The sequence below is a fragment of the Luteibacter sp. GL_149 genome (assembly GCF_057834065.1).
Genome location: NZ_CM174395.1, coordinates 4,415,001 through 4,429,339, shown reverse-complemented (window position 1 = coordinate 4,429,339; position 14,339 = coordinate 4,415,001). Strand labels below are relative to the sequence as shown.

The following is a 14,339-nucleotide window of genomic DNA, read 5'->3' as shown; positions in this document are numbered from 1 at the left end:
TGCTTAGCTGCCTTCTTTTAGCGCGATGGCGCTGATGCCAACGGCTTGTAGGCGCTGCTTCGTGCTTTCCAGTTCCGTCGCGGACTTGAAGGGGCCGAGGCGAACGCGGTTGTAGGTCTGTGTGCCGACTTTGACCGACTGGACGTTGGCGACGAAGCCTTGCAGTGCGAGCTTGGCTTTGAGTGCTTCGGCGTCGCCCGCGCTGGGGAATGCGCCGACCTGAAGCAGGTAGCCGCTGCTGCCCGGGCTGGCCTGGGCTGGCGCCGTCGGTGTGGCTGGCGTCGCTGTGACGGTCTGGGTCGGTGCCTGCGGCAGGTTGGCTTGCGCGGCTTTCTGTTGCTGCTGTTGCGCGGCGGCTGCTTGCTGCTGCGCTGCCTGTTGCTGGGCGGCGGCCTGCTGGCGCTGTTGCGCTTCGGCGCTGGCCTGCGCGCGGATTTCGGCGTCGGGGATGCGTACTTCTTTCTCGGACAGCACCGAATAGAAGTCGTAGGACGGCTTCTTGGGCTTGTCCGGTTCGGCCTGATCGACGACGCCCGGTTCGCTGCCCTTCTGCGCGGTGGCCTGCGGGTTGGGTTCGGGGCCGTCCTGTTTGCGCATCATCGGCATCCAGGTGCCGCGCATGGCGAATGCCATCAACAGGGCGCCGGCGAGAATGCCGATCAGCGCCCAGCTCCAGCCCGGCATACCTTTGGAATCGTTACGGACGGCCTGACGACCCTTGGCCTTCTTACGTGGTGCCATTACATGCTCTCCGGGGCGGAAATGCCCAGCAGATCCAGACCATTCCTCAATACCTGCTGCGTCGCGACCACCTGGGCAAGGCGGGCGTCGCGCAGATTCGCGTCATCCACGATCCACTTGTGCTCGTGATAATAGCTGTGCAGCGCGCCGGCGAGGTCGCGCAGGTACTGAGCGATCAGATGGGGTTCAAGCGTGGCCGCGGCTGACTCGACCATTTCGGGGTAACGCGACAGTTCGACCATCAACGCCTGTTCGTGCTCGGTATCGAGCCGGTCCAGGTGGGCCACGCCGTTCGCGCGGTCGAACGACAGGCCGCGATCGGCCAGTTCGCGGAAGACGCGGCAGGCGCGGGCGTGGGCGTACTGGATGTAGTAGACCGGGTTGTCGTTGCTCTGCGAGCGCGCGAGGTCGATGTCGAAGACCAGCTGCGAATCGGCCTTGCGGGCGATCAGGAAGTAGCGCGTCGCGTCGCGGCCGACTTCGTCGATCAGGTCGCGCAGGGTGACGTAGGAGCCGGCGCGCTTGGAGATTTTCACCTCTTCGCCGCCGCGCATCACGGTCACCATCTGGTGCAGGACGTATTCGGGCCAGCCCTTGGGAATGCCGGCGTCCAGCGCCTGCAGGCCGGCTTTCACTCGGGCGAGCGAACCGTGGTGATCCGAGCCCAGCTCGGTAATCGCCCGTTCGTAGCCGCGCTGCCACTTGGACAGGTGGTAGGCCACGTCCGGCAGGAAGTAGGTATAGGTGCCGTCGGACTTGCGCATGACGCGGTCCTTGTCGTCACCGAAATCCGTGGAACGCAGCCACAGCGCGCCGCCTTCCTCATAGGTATGGCCATGGGCGACGAGCTCGCGCACCGTCTCCTCGACCTTGCCGCCGCTATAGAGCGACGACTCCAGGAAGTAGGTATCGAAGCCGACGCCGAAGGCCTTGAGGTCCAGATCCTGCTCGCGACGCAGGTAGGCGACGGCGAAGCGGCGGATGCTGTCCAGGTCGTTCGCGTCGCCATTGGCCGTGACGGTCTCGCCATCGGCTTCGACGGAGTCGCGGTCCAGGAATGCGCGTGCCACGTCGGCGATGTAGTCGCCGCGATAGCCCAGCTCCGGCCAGTGGGTGTCGGCGGGTGTCACTCCGTGGGCGCGGGCCTGGGTCGACGTTGCCAGGTTGGCGATCTGTACGCCGGCGTCGTTGTAATAGAACTCGCGCGCAACGTCCCAACCGGCGGCATCGAGCAGACGCGCCAGGCAGTCGCCGATCGCGGCTGCGCGACCGTGGCCTACGTGCAGCGGGCCGGTCGGGTTGGCGGAAACGAATTCCACGCCCGCTTTGCGACCGGCGCCGGAGCGGCTACGGCCATAGGTGTCGCCCTCGGCCAGCACGCGGACAATTTCCGCGTGATAGGCGGCAGGCGCCAGAAAGAAGTTGATGAAGCCGGGGCCGGCAATATCCACCCGCGCCACCGTGGCGCTTCCGGGCAGCGCGGCGACCAGCGCCTCGGCCAGTTCGCGGGGTTTACGGCCGGCGGCTTTGGACATCAGCATGGCGGCATTCGTGGCGAAATCGCCATGCTCGCGGCTGCGCGTCCGCTCGGTCACGAAGGACGGGGCGACGAAATCGGACGGCAATGTGCCGTTCTGCCGCAGGGCGTCGATGGCCTGCAGTACGAGATGTTGAAGCTCTTCTTTCACGGGAGGGGCGAAGCGAATATGGAACCGGCAATCCTAGCAGAGTAGGCGGGGGGCGCTGGTACGAAAGGACGGGAGCGGAGGCGGTACTTTTATCCACACAGCCTGTGGATAACTCTGTGGGCAATATGCGTCCGGCGTTTGCCTCCCGGGCGCCTTACCGTAAAGACTCGGTACCGTCACATGATGAAGTGATTTAAATCAGCCGGTTACGTCGTTGACCTCTGTGTGGACAACAGCTGTGACCGCCAAGTGAGAAAATTCGTGTTTGTGCATAAGTCGAATGGCGCAAAAACGGCAGGGTGCCGTGGGATGGCTTCCCGGTAGCCGCCGCCAACCTGGTTTTCCGGCGAATCGTCGAAACGACGCCTGGTCGTCATTTCGCTGTCATCCCCCTCGCCGATACTTCTCCACGTGCTCCGGTGTCTCCCCGGCCGACGGGCACACGGGTCATCGACAGCCCCTCCCTCGGAAGATGACCCACAACGGCGCGGTGCGGCAACCGCGCCGTTTTTCTTTGGGGCGGCGCTAAAGCAGTCCGCGCAATGCCATCGACACCGGCTCCCCTTCACCGACGATCAGATGGTCGAGGACGCGGACGTCGATCAGTGCCAGCGCCTGGCCCAGCACCTCGGTGATGTCCCGATCGGCCTCGCTCGGCTCGGCCACGCCCGACGGATGGTTATGGGCGAAGATCACGGCACTGGCGTTGTGCTTCAGGCAGGCACGCACGACCTCGCGCGGATAGACGCTGGCTCCGTCGACGGTTCCGCGAAACAGTTCGTCGCAGGCAAGCACCCGATTGCGGTTGTCCAGGAATAGGCAGACGAACACTTCATAAGGAAGGTGCCGCAGCCGGGCGCTGAGATAGGCGGCGCTTTCGCGTGGATTGGCGAGGGCGGGCAGCTCCAGCAGCCGCTCGGCCAGTGCACGGCGCGCCAGTTCCAACGTGGCGATCAGGCGTGCGCGTTTGGCAGGGCCCACGCCGACGACGCGGGGCACGTTCTGGGGATCGGCGAGCAATCGCGACACGCCGCCGGCCTTACTCAACAAGGACCGTGCCAGCCCGACCGCGTCCTGTCCCACCGTTCCGTTCCCAAGCAGCACGGCGATCAGCTCCGCGTCGGTGAGATGTGCCGCGCCCTTAGAAAGCAGGCGTTCTCTGGGGCGTTCGCCTTCTGGCCATTGCTGGATGCTCATCCCGCCATGATCCGGCGTTGGTCCGACGGGAGCTATGAGTCGCGCCCAGGCCGACGTGTGGGCTGCGCCCGTGGGCGTGGTGGGGCCGATGCAGGAAGAGACCCTGGCGAAATCCGTTAAGCTAGCTACCCGTTCCGAAAGCGCCGACAGATCGCCATGAATCTTGCCAAACGTCGCATCCTGGTTGGGATGACCGGAGGCATCGCCGCCTACAAGATCTGCGAACTCGTTCGCCGGCTGCGCGACCTCGATGTCGAAGTGCGCGTCGTGATGACCGAGGGCGCGACCCACTTCATAACGCCCACCACGATGCAGGCCCTTTCGGGTCAGCCGGTACGCGTCAGCCTGTGGGACGAGGCGGGCGAAGCCGCGATGGGGCATATCGAGCTGGCGCGCTGGGCCGAACGGTTCATCGTCGCGCCTGCCAGCGCGGACACGATCGCGCGCCTCGCGCATGGTTTCGCGAACGATCTCCTGACGACGGTGGCCCTGGCCACGGCGGCGCCCGTGTTCGTCGCCCCGGCGATGAATCAGCAGATGTGGGCCCACGCCGCTGTGCAGGCCAACGTCGCCACGCTGCGTCAGCGCGGCGTCACCATCCTTGGGCCCGCCGATGGCGACCAGGCGTGTGGCGATATCGGCTCGGGTCGTCTGCTCGAACCCCACGAATTGCGCGACGCCCTGGTGGCATCGTTCGGCGACCGGCTGCTTGCCGGGCGCCGGGTGCTGGTCAGCGCGGGGCCGACTTACGAAGACATCGATCCCGTGCGTTTTATCGGGAACCGCAGTTCCGGGCGTATGGGGTTCGCCGTGGCCGCCGCCGCCCACGAAGCCGGCGCCGACGTGACGTTGGTCGCCGGACCCGTGAGCCTTCCCACGCCGGTGGGCGTCCGCCGAATCGACGTGCGCAGCGCGCGCGAGATGCACGAGGCCGTGTTGGCGAACGCGGCGACCACCGATATCTATGTGGGTGCCGCGGCCGTGGGCGACTATCGCCCGGAAGCTCCCGCCAGCGACAAGCTGAAGAAGCACGATGGCCAGCCGCTGCATCTCGAACTCACCGAGAACCCCGACATCATCGGCGCGCTCGCAGCGCTTCCGTCGCATCCCTTCCTTGTGGGCTTCGCGGCCGAAACGCAGGCGATCGCCGACTACGCGAAAGACAAGCTTCGCCGGAAGGGCCTGGACATGATCGCCGCCAACGACGTCAGCGCCGGTCGCGGTTTCGAGGTGGCGGAGAACGCGCTGCACATTTACTGGGCCGATGGCGACGCGGTCCTGCCCCACATGCCGAAGACGGAGCTGGCGCGGCAACTCGTCGCGCACATCGCCGATCGCTATCGCACCAAACGGACGTAAGCCCTCTTGATCGACATCGAACTGAAAATCCTGGACCCCCGCCTCGGCGACACCATTCCCCTGCCCGAGCCGGCCACGGACGGAAGCGCGGGCATGGACCTGCGCGCCGCGCTGGAGCAGCCGCTAACCATCAAGCCGGGCGAAAGCTCCCTGGTGCCGAGCGGTATTGCCATTCACATCGGCGACCCGGCATGGTGCGCGCTGATCGTGCCGCGGTCGGGGCTGGGGCATAAGCATGGGTTGGTCATGGGCAATCTGGTGGGCGTTATCGACGCCGACTACCAGGGCCCACTGATGATTTCGTGTTGGAATCGCGGAAACGCGGACTACACCATCGCGCCGGGTGACCGGATCGCGCAATTATTGCTGGTGCCGGTCGGCCGGGCGCGTCTGCGCGTGGTCGAAGGGTTTGCGCCGTCGCACCGCGGTGAGGGCGGCTTCGGTTCTACAGGGGTGGGCTGACGTCTCCAACGGAGAAACACGGGTATGGCGGGGAAGGCAGGAGGCTCGGGCAAGGGGATTCGTATCGACATCGCAGGTTTGCTCCCACTCGTGGGGGCGACGCTGCTGATCGCGGGCGGACTCTTCTGTGGGTGGCAGACATGGCTGATCGCCGATGAGGCGGATGCGGCGGAACGCGTGCGCTCGGCACAGCGGCAGGCCGTGCACGATATCGGCGAAGTCATCGCGGCCCGGCACGCCCAGGTTGCCAAGGCGGCAGCGGATCCCGTACTGGCCGGCATCATCGACGACCGCGGCGCGGCTGCCCAACGCCTGAAGCAGTTGTTGCCCGATTCGAAGGAGATCGAGGTTTATAGCGGCAGCCTCGATGAAGTCGTGCGCGCGAACTACCGTGAGTTCGGCTACGCCAAGGCGGCGCAGTTGATGGCTGCACTGGGTTCGGACGAACAGTCGCCGGTCCAGTCGTTCCTTGCCGGCACCGAACGCGAGTTGAGCGTCGTCGAGCCCATTGGCGGTCCGGGCGCCGTCCGCGCCTACGTATGGCTGCAGTACCCGTTCGATTCGGTGCATACGCGTTTCGAAAGCATCCAGCCCGCATCGGGTCGCATCGAGCTTCGTCAGGGCGAGGGCGGTTCGAACCTCCAGTTGCTGACAAAGGGCAGCACGGCACCGACCCTCGAGGATCAGGGGCAGCGCATTCCGGGTAGCGCGCTCTATATCTATGCCGCGTTGCCTAAGGCTTTTATCGTGCTGCCGCATTCGTGGCCGCTGACGCTGGTGCTTGCACTCGCCGGACTGGCTGGCGGTATCGCGCTGCTCTGGATGCGATCGCGTCCCCGGCAGGTCGTCGTGGCCGTGCCCGAAGACATGCTGGTGGCGGATGTCGTGCGCGAACCGCCCCGACTGGCAACGCCCGTGCACGTTCTGGAGTCGCCAAGGACTCGCGAACCCGAGACGGTGACCGTCGATCCATCGATTTTCCGCGCCTACGACATACGAGGCATCGTCGGGACGAACCTCAACGCAGGCGTCGCCCGTCTGATCGGACAGGCCGTGGGTAGCCTGATGCGTGAGCAGGGCCTGTCCGAAATCGTCATCGGCCGCGATGGCCGGCTATCCGGCCCGGAACTGGCTGGCGCACTGTCCGAAGGACTTCGCGCTGCGGGCATCGATGTCATCGACCTGGGTGCGGTGCCGACGCCGCTGGTTTATTTCGCGACGTTCAAGTTCAACACAGGCTGCGGTGTCGTAGTGACCGGCAGCCACAATCCGCCCGATTACAACGGCTTCAAGATTGTCGTCGGCGGCCAGACCCTTTCCGAAGGGGCGATTCAGGACATCTACAAGCGCATCGACGAGAAGCGCCTGGACCATTCGGGCGGCGGTAGCCTGCGCACGCAGGACATCGTGGGCGATTACGTCGAGCGCATCGCGTCGGACGTGTCGGCCGAGGGCCGGCTGAAAGTGGTGGTCGACTGCGGCAACGGCGTTGCCGGCGACGTCGCTCCGCGCGTGCTCGAGGCCATCGGCTGCGAAGTCATTCCCTTGTACTGCGACGTGGACGGTACGTTCCCGAACCATCATCCCGACCCGTCGGACCCGCACAATCTGCAGGACCTTATCGTGTCGGTGCAAAAGACCGGCGCGGATATCGGCGTGGCATTCGATGGCGACGGCGACCGGCTGGGCGTGGTCACGCGTAGCGGCGAAATCGTCTACGCGGATCGTCTGTTGATGCTGTTCGCGCGGGATGTTCTGTCGCGTAATCCGGGCGCCACGATTATTTACGACGTGAAGAGCACGGGTCATCTGCGCAAGCTGGTGCAGGAATCCGCTGGCGTGCCGCTGATGTGGCGCACGGGCCATTCGCTGATAAAGGCGAAGATGCGGGAAACCGGCGCGGCTCTCGCGGGCGAGATGAGTGGACACTTCTTCTTTGCCGACAATAACCGCTGGTATGGATTCGACGACGGCATCTACGCGGCGGCGCGGTTGCTGGAAATCGTGGGTCGCGATGTCGACGCGGGTGGGACGTCCGACGAGATTTTCGAGACGTTGCCGCAAAGCCTGTCCACGCCGGAACTGAAGGTGGCGATGGCAGAAGGCGTAAGCCATCGTTTCGTCGAGGACCTTCGCGCCAAGGCGAACTTCGGGGACGCACGCCTGACGACGATCGATGGCATCCGGGCCGACTGGAACGATGGCTGGGGGCTGGTGCGCGCGTCCAACACCACGCCAGTGTTGGTTCTGCGCTTCGAAGCCGACAACGGCAAGGCGCTGGAGCGGATCAAGGAAGTCTTCCGCCAGCAGATCCACGCGATGGACCCGTCGCTGACGCTGCCGTTCTGACCCGGGCGATTCGGGAGAGGCGGCAGTCTGATCAGCCGCCGGGTTTCTGGGCTGCGCGCAGTTCGCGATAGTGCTGCAGCTGGGCGTCGGCTTTCGTCCGCGCTGCGTCTTTGGCTTGCTGCTGGCGCTGGAGCGTGGACCGGAGTGTGGCAACTGTGTTGCGTTGTTCGGTGATGCGATCGGTCAGGTAGGGCGGCAACGGTTGCTTTGCCCGTTCCAGATCCGCGCCGCGCGACAGTAACTCGGCCAGCGTCTTTTCCTGGCTTTGCAGATTCAGGCGCGTGGTTCTGGCCGCCTGCTCGAATGTTTCGACCTCGGCCGTCTTCGCGGACGTGAAGGACGCCTCGTCGGGATAGGCGTTGAGCATCTGCATGTCTTCGCGCTGACGGTTCTGCGCGGCGAGGTCGTCGGCGGCACGCTGATCGGCGACTTTTCGCGCGGCGATACGCTCGTCCGGCGTCAGGGCGCGATCGATGTGCTTCACGACGACGCCCTGGCCGTTGACCACGTCGTAGCCATTCTGGATGGCGTCCGGGCTCAGGCTGTCGCTGAAATAGATGTGTCCCTGACTGTCGCGCCACTTGTAGCGGAACGCATTGGCGTTGTCCTGCGCGGCGGTAGCGATGCCCGCATACAGTCCGGCGCAAACGACGACGTAAAGCAAAATTCGCATGGTGTCCCCTCCTGCGCCGGAGTATATCCATCATGAGGCCGCAGACGCGGCCGCTGATACGTTGACGTGACGCAGTTGCCGTTTCGGCGTGACGACGGGCTTAAGCGTCGACGCCGTACTGGTCGCGATAGGCCACCAGTCGCCCGTGCTCGGTTGCCAGATCGGGACGCTCGCCCGCGAAGGTCAGGACATCGGCAAGGGTGGCGATAGCGATGACGGGTATGTCGAACTCGGCCGTGACTTCCTGCGCCGCGGACCGATCGCCCTTGCCGCGTTCCTGCCGGTCCAGCGCGATGAGAACGCCTGCCGGCTCGGCACCGCTGGCGCGGATGAGGTCGAGTGATTCGCGTACGGCGGTGCCGGCGGTCATGACATCGTCGACGATCAGCACGCGGCCCCTGAGCGGAGCGCCGACGAGGTTGCCACCTTCGCCGTGATCCTTGGCTTCCTTGCGGTTATAGGCCCACGGCACGTCGCGGCCGTGGTGGTCCGCTAGCGCGATTCCGGTGGCGGCGGCAAGCGCGATGCCCTTGTAGGCCGGGCCGAACAGCATGTCGAAGCCGAGGCCGGACCGTTCGATGGCGGCGGCGTACGAGCGTCCCAGGCGGGCGAGAGCGCCGCCGGAATCGATACGTCCCATGTTGAAGAAGTACGGACTGGTACGGCCGGATTTCAGGGTGAACTCGCCGAATCGCAGTACGTCGCGGGCAAGGGTGAGTTCGATGAATTCGCGCTGGTAATCGTGCACGGTCAGGGCTCTTTGGGAGTATCGGGAATCAGTGGGCGCCACAGCACGTGCTGGGGGCCGGCGTCGCCGCCATGGTACAGCTGCCCGTCGTCGACGTAGCCCGCGCGACCATACAGGCGCACGGCGGACGCGTTCCTGAGGTTGACGGTGAGGACGATACGGTCCCGGTCGGGATATCGCCGCGACAGATCCTGCCGAATTGCCTCGAGCGCGCCCGCGCCCAGACCTCGTCCCTGCTGCGTCGCGGCGATCAGGAAACTGCGCAGGCCCAGCGACCCAGGCGCGGGATGGCCGGTGACGACGGACACATTGCGTTCGATCCGGACGAAGCCGACGACTGTGTCGCCCTCCAGTATGGCCAGGGCCTCGCTTCCGGGGCATACATCGATGTCCGCGAACGTGTCGGACATGGCGCTCACGAATGCGCGCTGTTCGCTATGGACGGAGAGGCGCAGGGCGGCATCCCGGTAACTGCCGATGGCAGGAACGATGCGTAGGGGAATCGGCATGGCAGCATCGTAATGGCCGGACATCGGGTCGTCCACGTGCCTTGGTATGATGCGCCGATCCGTCCATCGACCCCCGAAGGCACCATGCGCATCATTTCCCTGAATGCCAACGGCATTCGCTCCGCCGCGACCAAGGGCGTTTTCGAATGGCTGCGTTCGCAGGACGCCGACGTGGTGTGCCTGCAGGAGACCAAGGCGCAGGAAGCCCAGCTGGTCGATCCGATGTTCCGGCCGGACGGACATCATTGCTTCTATCACGATGCCCGCAGCAAGAAGGGCTACAGCGGCGTGGCGATTTATTCGAAGCGCGAACCGGACGAAGTGCGCACGTCGCTGGGGCGCGAGGACTTCGACTGCGAAGGCCGCTACATCGAAGCGCGCTACGGCAACCTGAGCGTCGTGTCGTTTTATATCCCGTCGGGTTCGTCCGGCGACGAACGCCAGCAGTACAAGTTCCGCATCATGGAATGGCTGACGCCGATCCTGCGCGAGTGGGCCGCCAGCGGCCGCGACTATGTGTTGTGCGGCGACTGGAACATCGTCCATACCAAGAACGACATCAAGAACTGGACGTCGAACCAGAAGAACTCCGGCTGCCTGCCGGAAGAGCGGGCATGGCTCGACCTGCTGTTCAAGGAAATCGGTTGGGTGGATACGTTCCGTGCCCTCAAGCCGGACGCCGTGGAATACACGTGGTGGTCGAACCGCGGCCAGGCACGCGCGAATAACGTGGGTTGGCGCATCGATTATCAGATTGCGACGCCCTCGCTGCGCGACCGTCTGCGTGCGTGTTCCGTTTATCGCGACGAGCGCTTCTCCGACCACGCGCCGTTCATCGTGGACTACGCCGAGTGACGGCAACCTCTCCGGCACCCCGCTACAAGGGGTTTCGTGGCGTTCTTCAGGCTTTCGCACAGCCGGGCGCCATCACGATGCTGTTCTTCGGACTGGCATCCGGACTGCCGTTCCTTCTGGTGGGAAACACGCTTTCGGCGTGGCTGAAGGAATCGGGCATCGACTACGGTGCCATCGGCCTCGCCAGCTACGTAACCTTCAGCTACAACTTCAAGTTCGTGTGGGCGCCGCTGGTGGATCGCTTCCGGCTGCCGCTCTTCTGCCGGCTGGGACAGCGGCGCGGATGGCTTATGTTCGCGCTGCTGTTGCTGACTGTCGGTTTGTTGGGCATGGCCATGATGCCGCCGGATGCTTCCCTGGCGCGCTTTGTCGGCGTGACGCTGATCGCGGCATTCGCGGGCGCCACCATCGATATCGTGGTGGACGCCTATCGCGTCGAGATTGCACCGCCCGAGGCGCAGGGCGCGCTGGCGGCGACCTACACGCTGGGTTACCGCTTCGGCCTTATCGCCAGCGGCGCGGGTATTCTCATCATCGCGGACGCGGTTGGCTGGCAGAAGGCGTACGTGGCCATCTGTCTGCTGCTGATTATCCCGATCGTCAGCGTACTGGTCGTTCGCGAACCCGAGCACCGTGTCCGCGAGCGCGTGTCGCTGGCCGTTGCGGTACAGGATGGATTTATCGGGCCCTTCCGCGACTTTTTCTCGCGATACGGATTGGGGCTGGCGCTTGGCCTGATCGCTTTCGTCGGGCTGTTCCGCCTGCCGGATCAGATGCTGGGCGTGATGGCGTATCCCTTCTATCTGGATACGGGATTCACCAAGACGCAGATCGCCGAAGTTTCCAAGGTATACGGCGTGGTCGTGGGCATTGTCGGTGCGCTGGCGGGCGGCTGGGCGGTTACCCGGTTCGAGCTTCGCCGGCTCCTGGCCGTGGCTGGCGTCGGTGTGGCGGTGTCGAACCTGCTCTATATCGTGATGGCGAACCACCCGGGCGAAACCTGGAGTTTCGTCCTGACGCTGTCGGGCGACAATTTCGCACAAGGGTTCGCGGGGCCCGTGCTTGTTGCCTTCATGTCCTCGCTGGTCAACCGCAGCTTTACGGCCACGCAGTACGCGTTGCTCAGTTCGCTGGCGAACCTGCCGGGCAAGGTGATCGGCGGCATGTCCGGTTTCCTGGTGCGGGATTCCGGTTACACGACGCTGTTCGTCATCAGCACGGTTTCCATCGTGCCGACCCTGATCGTTCTTGCCCTGTTGTGGCGGCGAATTCCTACGATCGCGGCCCCTCGCTGACGTTCGGTCTATAGCGACCGGCCGGGGAGACCGCATCGCCGATTCTGTGCAAGAATCGGCCGCACAGGGGGCATGCGCGATACAGGAGGAGACGCACGTGCCGGATATTGTGGTCAGGCATATCGACGAGGCGATGGCGGAGCGCATCAAGACGCTCGCGCGCGAGCGCCGCTGGTCGATCAACGAAGTGATCCTGCATGCCTTGCGTTACGGCCTGGGCATGGGGGCGGGCGACGTGTTCAGCGAATTGCTGCTGGAGCCGGGCGATATCGCGCATCTGACCGGGGCCTACGACGCGCAGGAGCAGGCGGCCTTTCAGGAGGCGTTGAACGCCCTGTCGCAGACGTCGCCATCCGCGCTTGCCGCCGCGGCAAAAAACTACTCCGAAGCGGGCGAATCGATTTAGGCCGTGGGAGCCAGGTAAACGGCTCCCAGTACTCTATGTCCGCTCGCGCCTGTGACGGTCGGTAAATTGCCTGGCCTGCCCAATAGTCTCTGCCGGGCAAGCCACGCGAACGCCATGGCTTCCATGAAGTCGGGATCGATCCCATAAGCGGAGCTTCGCTGCAATTCCACCGGTCCCAGTCGACTCCTGATCGCTTCCATCAGCGCGGCGTTATGTACGCCGCCGCCGCACGCGACGACCTGTCGCGCGCCGTGGCCATAGCGGGCGATATCGTGAGCCACCGTGATCGCGCTCAGGGCCAGCAGGGTAGCCTGCACGTCGGCGGGGGCCAGACCGCTCAGTTCGCGGTGGCCATCGAGCCATGCGAGATGAAAGTGTTCCCGGCCGGTGCTCTTGGGCGGAGGAAGGGCGAAGTAGGCATCGGCGAGCAAGGCTGCCAATAACCGCTCGTCGACCGTGCCCGACGCAGCGAAGCGGCCGTCGCGGTCGTAAGGTTCGCCAAGCTGGCGCTGACACCACGCATCCATCAATCCGTTGGCCGGCCCGGTGTCGAATCCCGTGACCGATCCGTCGACACCGAGGATGCTGACGTTCGCGATGCCACCGAGATTCAGGACAACGCGTGGTTCTTCTGTCGGTGCGAGGACGTGGGCGTGGAACGCGGGCACTAGGGGCGCGCCCTGGCCGCCCGCGGCGATGTCCGCGCGGCGGAAGTCGGCCACGGTTTCGATGCGTGTGCTTTCGGCGATGACGGAAGCGTCGCCGATCTGCAGGGTAAAGGGGTGTTCGCCGGTGGGCCGGTGCCTGATCGTCTGTCCGTGCGAGCCCAGGGCACGCACGGACGACGCGGCGACGCCAGCCTGGGCCAGCACCGCCAGGGCGGCTTCCGCGAATATGCGCCCTATGGCGACGTCGAGCCGGCCGTACGTATCCAGATCCAGTCGTTGCTCGTCCTGCGCGATCGCGAGGATGCGCGCACGCAGATCGTCGGGCCACGGATGGGTCAGTCCGGCGACGAGGGACGGTTGTTCGTCCTCGAAGCGCACCAGCGCGGCGTCTATGCCGTCTGCGCTGGTGCCGGAGATCAGGCCCAGATAAAGCTCACTATTGTCCGCCATGGCGGATCAGTCGTCGCTACGGGTATCGGACTGGGCGCGGGCCAGCTTGACGCTGCTGTCCACCTGATTCAAGCGAGCCAGCTGGGGCTTGACCACTTCGCTCTTGAACTTCGCCAGCTGTGCCGCGGGCAGGGGTTCGGGTTTTGGCAGGGTGACGGTCTGCGGGTCGCGCTGCGTATTGTTGACGCGGAATTCGTAGTGCAGATGCGGGCCGGTAGCCAGGCCGGTCATGCCTACGAAGCCGATCGTGCTGCCCTGGGTGACTCGCTGGCCGACGCGCAGATTCGCAAAGCGCGACATGTGGCCGTAGGCGGTGCTGATCGTGGCGTTGTGTTGAATGACGACGAAGTTGCCGTAGCCGTTCATCCAGCCGCGGAACTTGATGACGCCATCGCCCGCCGCGTGGATGGGTGTGCCGGTGGGGGCCGCGTAGTCGACGCCCTTGTGTGCGCGCATCTTGCCGAGGATCGGGTGCATGCGGCCGGCGCTGAACTGCGACGAGATGCGCGTGAAGTCGACCGGAATACGCAGGAAGGAGCCCGTCAGCGGACGGCCTTCCTCGCTGAAGTAGCTGTACTTGCCGTCGCTGTTCTTGAAGCGATAGGCCGTGTAGCGCTTGCCCTGGTTGACGAATTCGGCGGCGACGATGTCGCCTTCGCGGGAATAGGCGCCGTCGCGATAGATGTCGTCGTAAATCACGGTGAAGTTATCGCCGACGCGCAGGTCCTGCACGAAGTCGATGTCGAACTTGAACACTTCGGCGAGCTTCAGGACCATCGCGTTGCTCATGCCGGCCTTCGATGCCGCGCCGAACAGCGAGCTGTCGATGGTGCCGTGCGCGATATGTTCGCGACGCTGTACATCGCGCGACTGCGTCGTCAATTCCGGCTTTGCGCCATCGAGGCGAAGCGTGGCGATGCTGGCTTCGTCCTGGTCGAA

General features: G+C 64.9%; 14 protein-coding genes (1 of these 14 only partly in view). 6 read left to right on the top strand and 8 right to left on the bottom strand.

The window, feature by feature from the left end:
* Nucleotides 1–3 precede the first annotated feature (3 nt).
* The 3 genes from AC3IR3_RS19400 to radC all read right to left on the bottom strand — a co-directional run bounded on the left by AC3IR3_RS19400 (nucleotide 4) and on the right by radC (nucleotide 3,626).
* On the bottom strand, nucleotides 4–741 hold the full coding sequence (locus AC3IR3_RS19400) for an SPOR domain-containing protein (RefSeq protein ID WP_489194551.1): 738 nt from the start codon (nucleotides 739–741) through the stop codon (nucleotides 4–6).
* Entirely contained in the window at nucleotides 741–2,429 is a 1,689-nt protein-coding gene (argS, locus tag AC3IR3_RS19395; protein ID WP_489194549.1) for an arginine--tRNA ligase, read from the bottom strand. The genes AC3IR3_RS19400 and argS overlap by 1 nt, the downstream gene beginning before the upstream one ends.
* A gap of 525 nt (nucleotides 2,430–2,954) precedes the next feature.
* Nucleotides 2,955–3,626, bottom strand: coding sequence for a RadC family protein (gene radC / locus AC3IR3_RS19390; RefSeq protein ID WP_489194547.1), 672 nt, complete (start codon nucleotides 3,624–3,626; stop codon nucleotides 2,955–2,957).
* Between the two features lie 156 nt (nucleotides 3,627–3,782).
* Here radC and coaBC point away from each other — a divergent pair, with 156 nt between their 5' ends.
* Genes coaBC through AC3IR3_RS19375 form a run of 3 tightly spaced genes read left to right on the top strand, consistent with a single transcriptional unit; the run spans nucleotide 3,783 to nucleotide 7,796 of the window.
* The gene (coaBC, locus tag AC3IR3_RS19385) at nucleotides 3,783–4,985 is read left to right on the top strand and encodes a bifunctional phosphopantothenoylcysteine decarboxylase/phosphopantothenate--cysteine ligase CoaBC (RefSeq protein ID WP_489194545.1); all 1,203 of its coding nucleotides are present in this window, start codon (nucleotides 3,783–3,785) and stop codon (nucleotides 4,983–4,985) included.
* Between the two features lie 6 nt (nucleotides 4,986–4,991).
* Nucleotides 4,992–5,447 carry a dUTP diphosphatase gene (gene dut / locus AC3IR3_RS19380; RefSeq protein WP_132145298.1) on the top strand — a complete coding sequence of 152 codons (456 nt, stop codon included), beginning with the start codon at nucleotides 4,992–4,994 and terminating at the stop codon, nucleotides 5,445–5,447.
* Nucleotides 5,448–5,471: 24 nt separating this feature from the next.
* Nucleotides 5,472–7,796 (top strand): phosphomannomutase/phosphoglucomutase, encoded by a 2,325-nt coding sequence (locus AC3IR3_RS19375; protein WP_489194544.1) that lies wholly within the window; start codon nucleotides 5,472–5,474, stop codon nucleotides 7,794–7,796.
* Between the two features lie 31 nt (nucleotides 7,797–7,827).
* Here the strand turns inward: AC3IR3_RS19375 and AC3IR3_RS19370 are convergent, their stop codons facing one another.
* From AC3IR3_RS19370 to AC3IR3_RS19360, 3 genes are all read right to left on the bottom strand, one after another.
* Nucleotides 7,828–8,469 (bottom strand): DUF4124 domain-containing protein, encoded by a 642-nt coding sequence (locus AC3IR3_RS19370; RefSeq protein ID WP_489194542.1) that lies wholly within the window; start codon nucleotides 8,467–8,469, stop codon nucleotides 7,828–7,830.
* A gap of 100 nt (nucleotides 8,470–8,569) precedes the next feature.
* On the bottom strand, nucleotides 8,570–9,217 hold the full coding sequence (gene pyrE / locus AC3IR3_RS19365) for an orotate phosphoribosyltransferase (protein WP_489194540.1): 648 nt from the start codon (nucleotides 9,215–9,217) through the stop codon (nucleotides 8,570–8,572).
* Between the two features lie 2 nt (nucleotides 9,218–9,219).
* Nucleotides 9,220–9,726, bottom strand: a complete 507-nt coding sequence (locus AC3IR3_RS19360; RefSeq protein WP_489194538.1) for a GNAT family N-acetyltransferase — start codon at nucleotides 9,724–9,726, stop codon at nucleotides 9,220–9,222.
* Between the two features lie 84 nt (nucleotides 9,727–9,810).
* Here AC3IR3_RS19360 and AC3IR3_RS19355 point away from each other — a divergent pair, with 84 nt between their 5' ends.
* The 3 genes from AC3IR3_RS19355 (at nucleotide 9,811) to AC3IR3_RS19345 (ending at nucleotide 12,282) form a co-directional block, all read left to right on the top strand.
* Nucleotides 9,811–10,581, top strand: a complete 771-nt coding sequence (locus tag AC3IR3_RS19355) for an exodeoxyribonuclease III (protein WP_132145290.1) — start codon at nucleotides 9,811–9,813, stop codon at nucleotides 10,579–10,581.
* Nucleotides 10,578–11,876 carry an AmpG family muropeptide MFS transporter gene (locus AC3IR3_RS19350; RefSeq protein ID WP_489194535.1) on the top strand — a complete coding sequence of 433 codons (1,299 nt, stop codon included), beginning with the start codon at nucleotides 10,578–10,580 and terminating at the stop codon, nucleotides 11,874–11,876. The genes AC3IR3_RS19355 and AC3IR3_RS19350 overlap by 4 nt, the downstream gene beginning before the upstream one ends.
* Before the next feature lie 97 nt (nucleotides 11,877–11,973).
* Nucleotides 11,974–12,282, top strand: a complete 309-nt coding sequence (locus AC3IR3_RS19345) for a hypothetical protein (protein WP_489194533.1) — start codon at nucleotides 11,974–11,976, stop codon at nucleotides 12,280–12,282.
* Here the strand turns inward: AC3IR3_RS19345 and AC3IR3_RS19340 are convergent.
* Both AC3IR3_RS19340 and AC3IR3_RS19335 read right to left on the bottom strand, forming a co-directional pair.
* Nucleotides 12,279–13,400, bottom strand: a complete 1,122-nt coding sequence (locus AC3IR3_RS19340; RefSeq protein ID WP_489194531.1) for an anhydro-N-acetylmuramic acid kinase — start codon at nucleotides 13,398–13,400, stop codon at nucleotides 12,279–12,281. The genes AC3IR3_RS19345 and AC3IR3_RS19340 overlap by 4 nt on opposite strands.
* A gap of 6 nt (nucleotides 13,401–13,406) precedes the next feature.
* On the bottom strand, nucleotides 13,407–14,339 hold the 3' portion of the coding sequence (locus AC3IR3_RS19335; protein WP_489194530.1) for an OapA family protein. The gene runs 516 nt beyond the window's last position; the window shows 933 of its 1,449 coding nt (coding positions 517–1,449); the start codon falls outside the window, past its right edge; the stop codon is at nucleotides 13,407–13,409.

What these genes read in the sequence shown, in the direction of transcription:
- AC3IR3_RS19360 (WP_489194538.1), bottom strand. Translation starts at nt 9,726, where the DNA reads ATGCCGATTCCCCTACGCATCGTTCCTGCCATCGGCAGTTACCGGGAT.
- radC (WP_489194547.1), bottom strand. Translation starts at nt 3,626, where the DNA reads ATGAGCATCCAGCAATGGCCAGAAGGCGAACGCCCCAGAGAACGCCTG.
- AC3IR3_RS19340 (WP_489194531.1), bottom strand. Translation starts at nt 13,400, where the DNA reads ATGGCGGACAATAGTGAGCTTTATCTGGGCCTGATCTCCGGCACCAGC.
- AC3IR3_RS19355 (WP_132145290.1), top strand. Translation starts at nt 9,811, where the DNA reads ATGCGCATCATTTCCCTGAATGCCAACGGCATTCGCTCCGCCGCGACC.
- coaBC (WP_489194545.1), top strand. Translation starts at nt 3,783, where the DNA reads ATGAATCTTGCCAAACGTCGCATCCTGGTTGGGATGACCGGAGGCATC.
- AC3IR3_RS19400 (WP_489194551.1), bottom strand. Translation starts at nt 741, where the DNA reads ATGGCACCACGTAAGAAGGCCAAGGGTCGTCAGGCCGTCCGTAACGAT.
- AC3IR3_RS19375 (WP_489194544.1), top strand. Translation starts at nt 5,472, where the DNA reads ATGGCGGGGAAGGCAGGAGGCTCGGGCAAGGGGATTCGTATCGACATC.
- AC3IR3_RS19370 (WP_489194542.1), bottom strand. Translation starts at nt 8,469, where the DNA reads ATGCGAATTTTGCTTTACGTCGTCGTTTGCGCCGGACTGTATGCGGGC.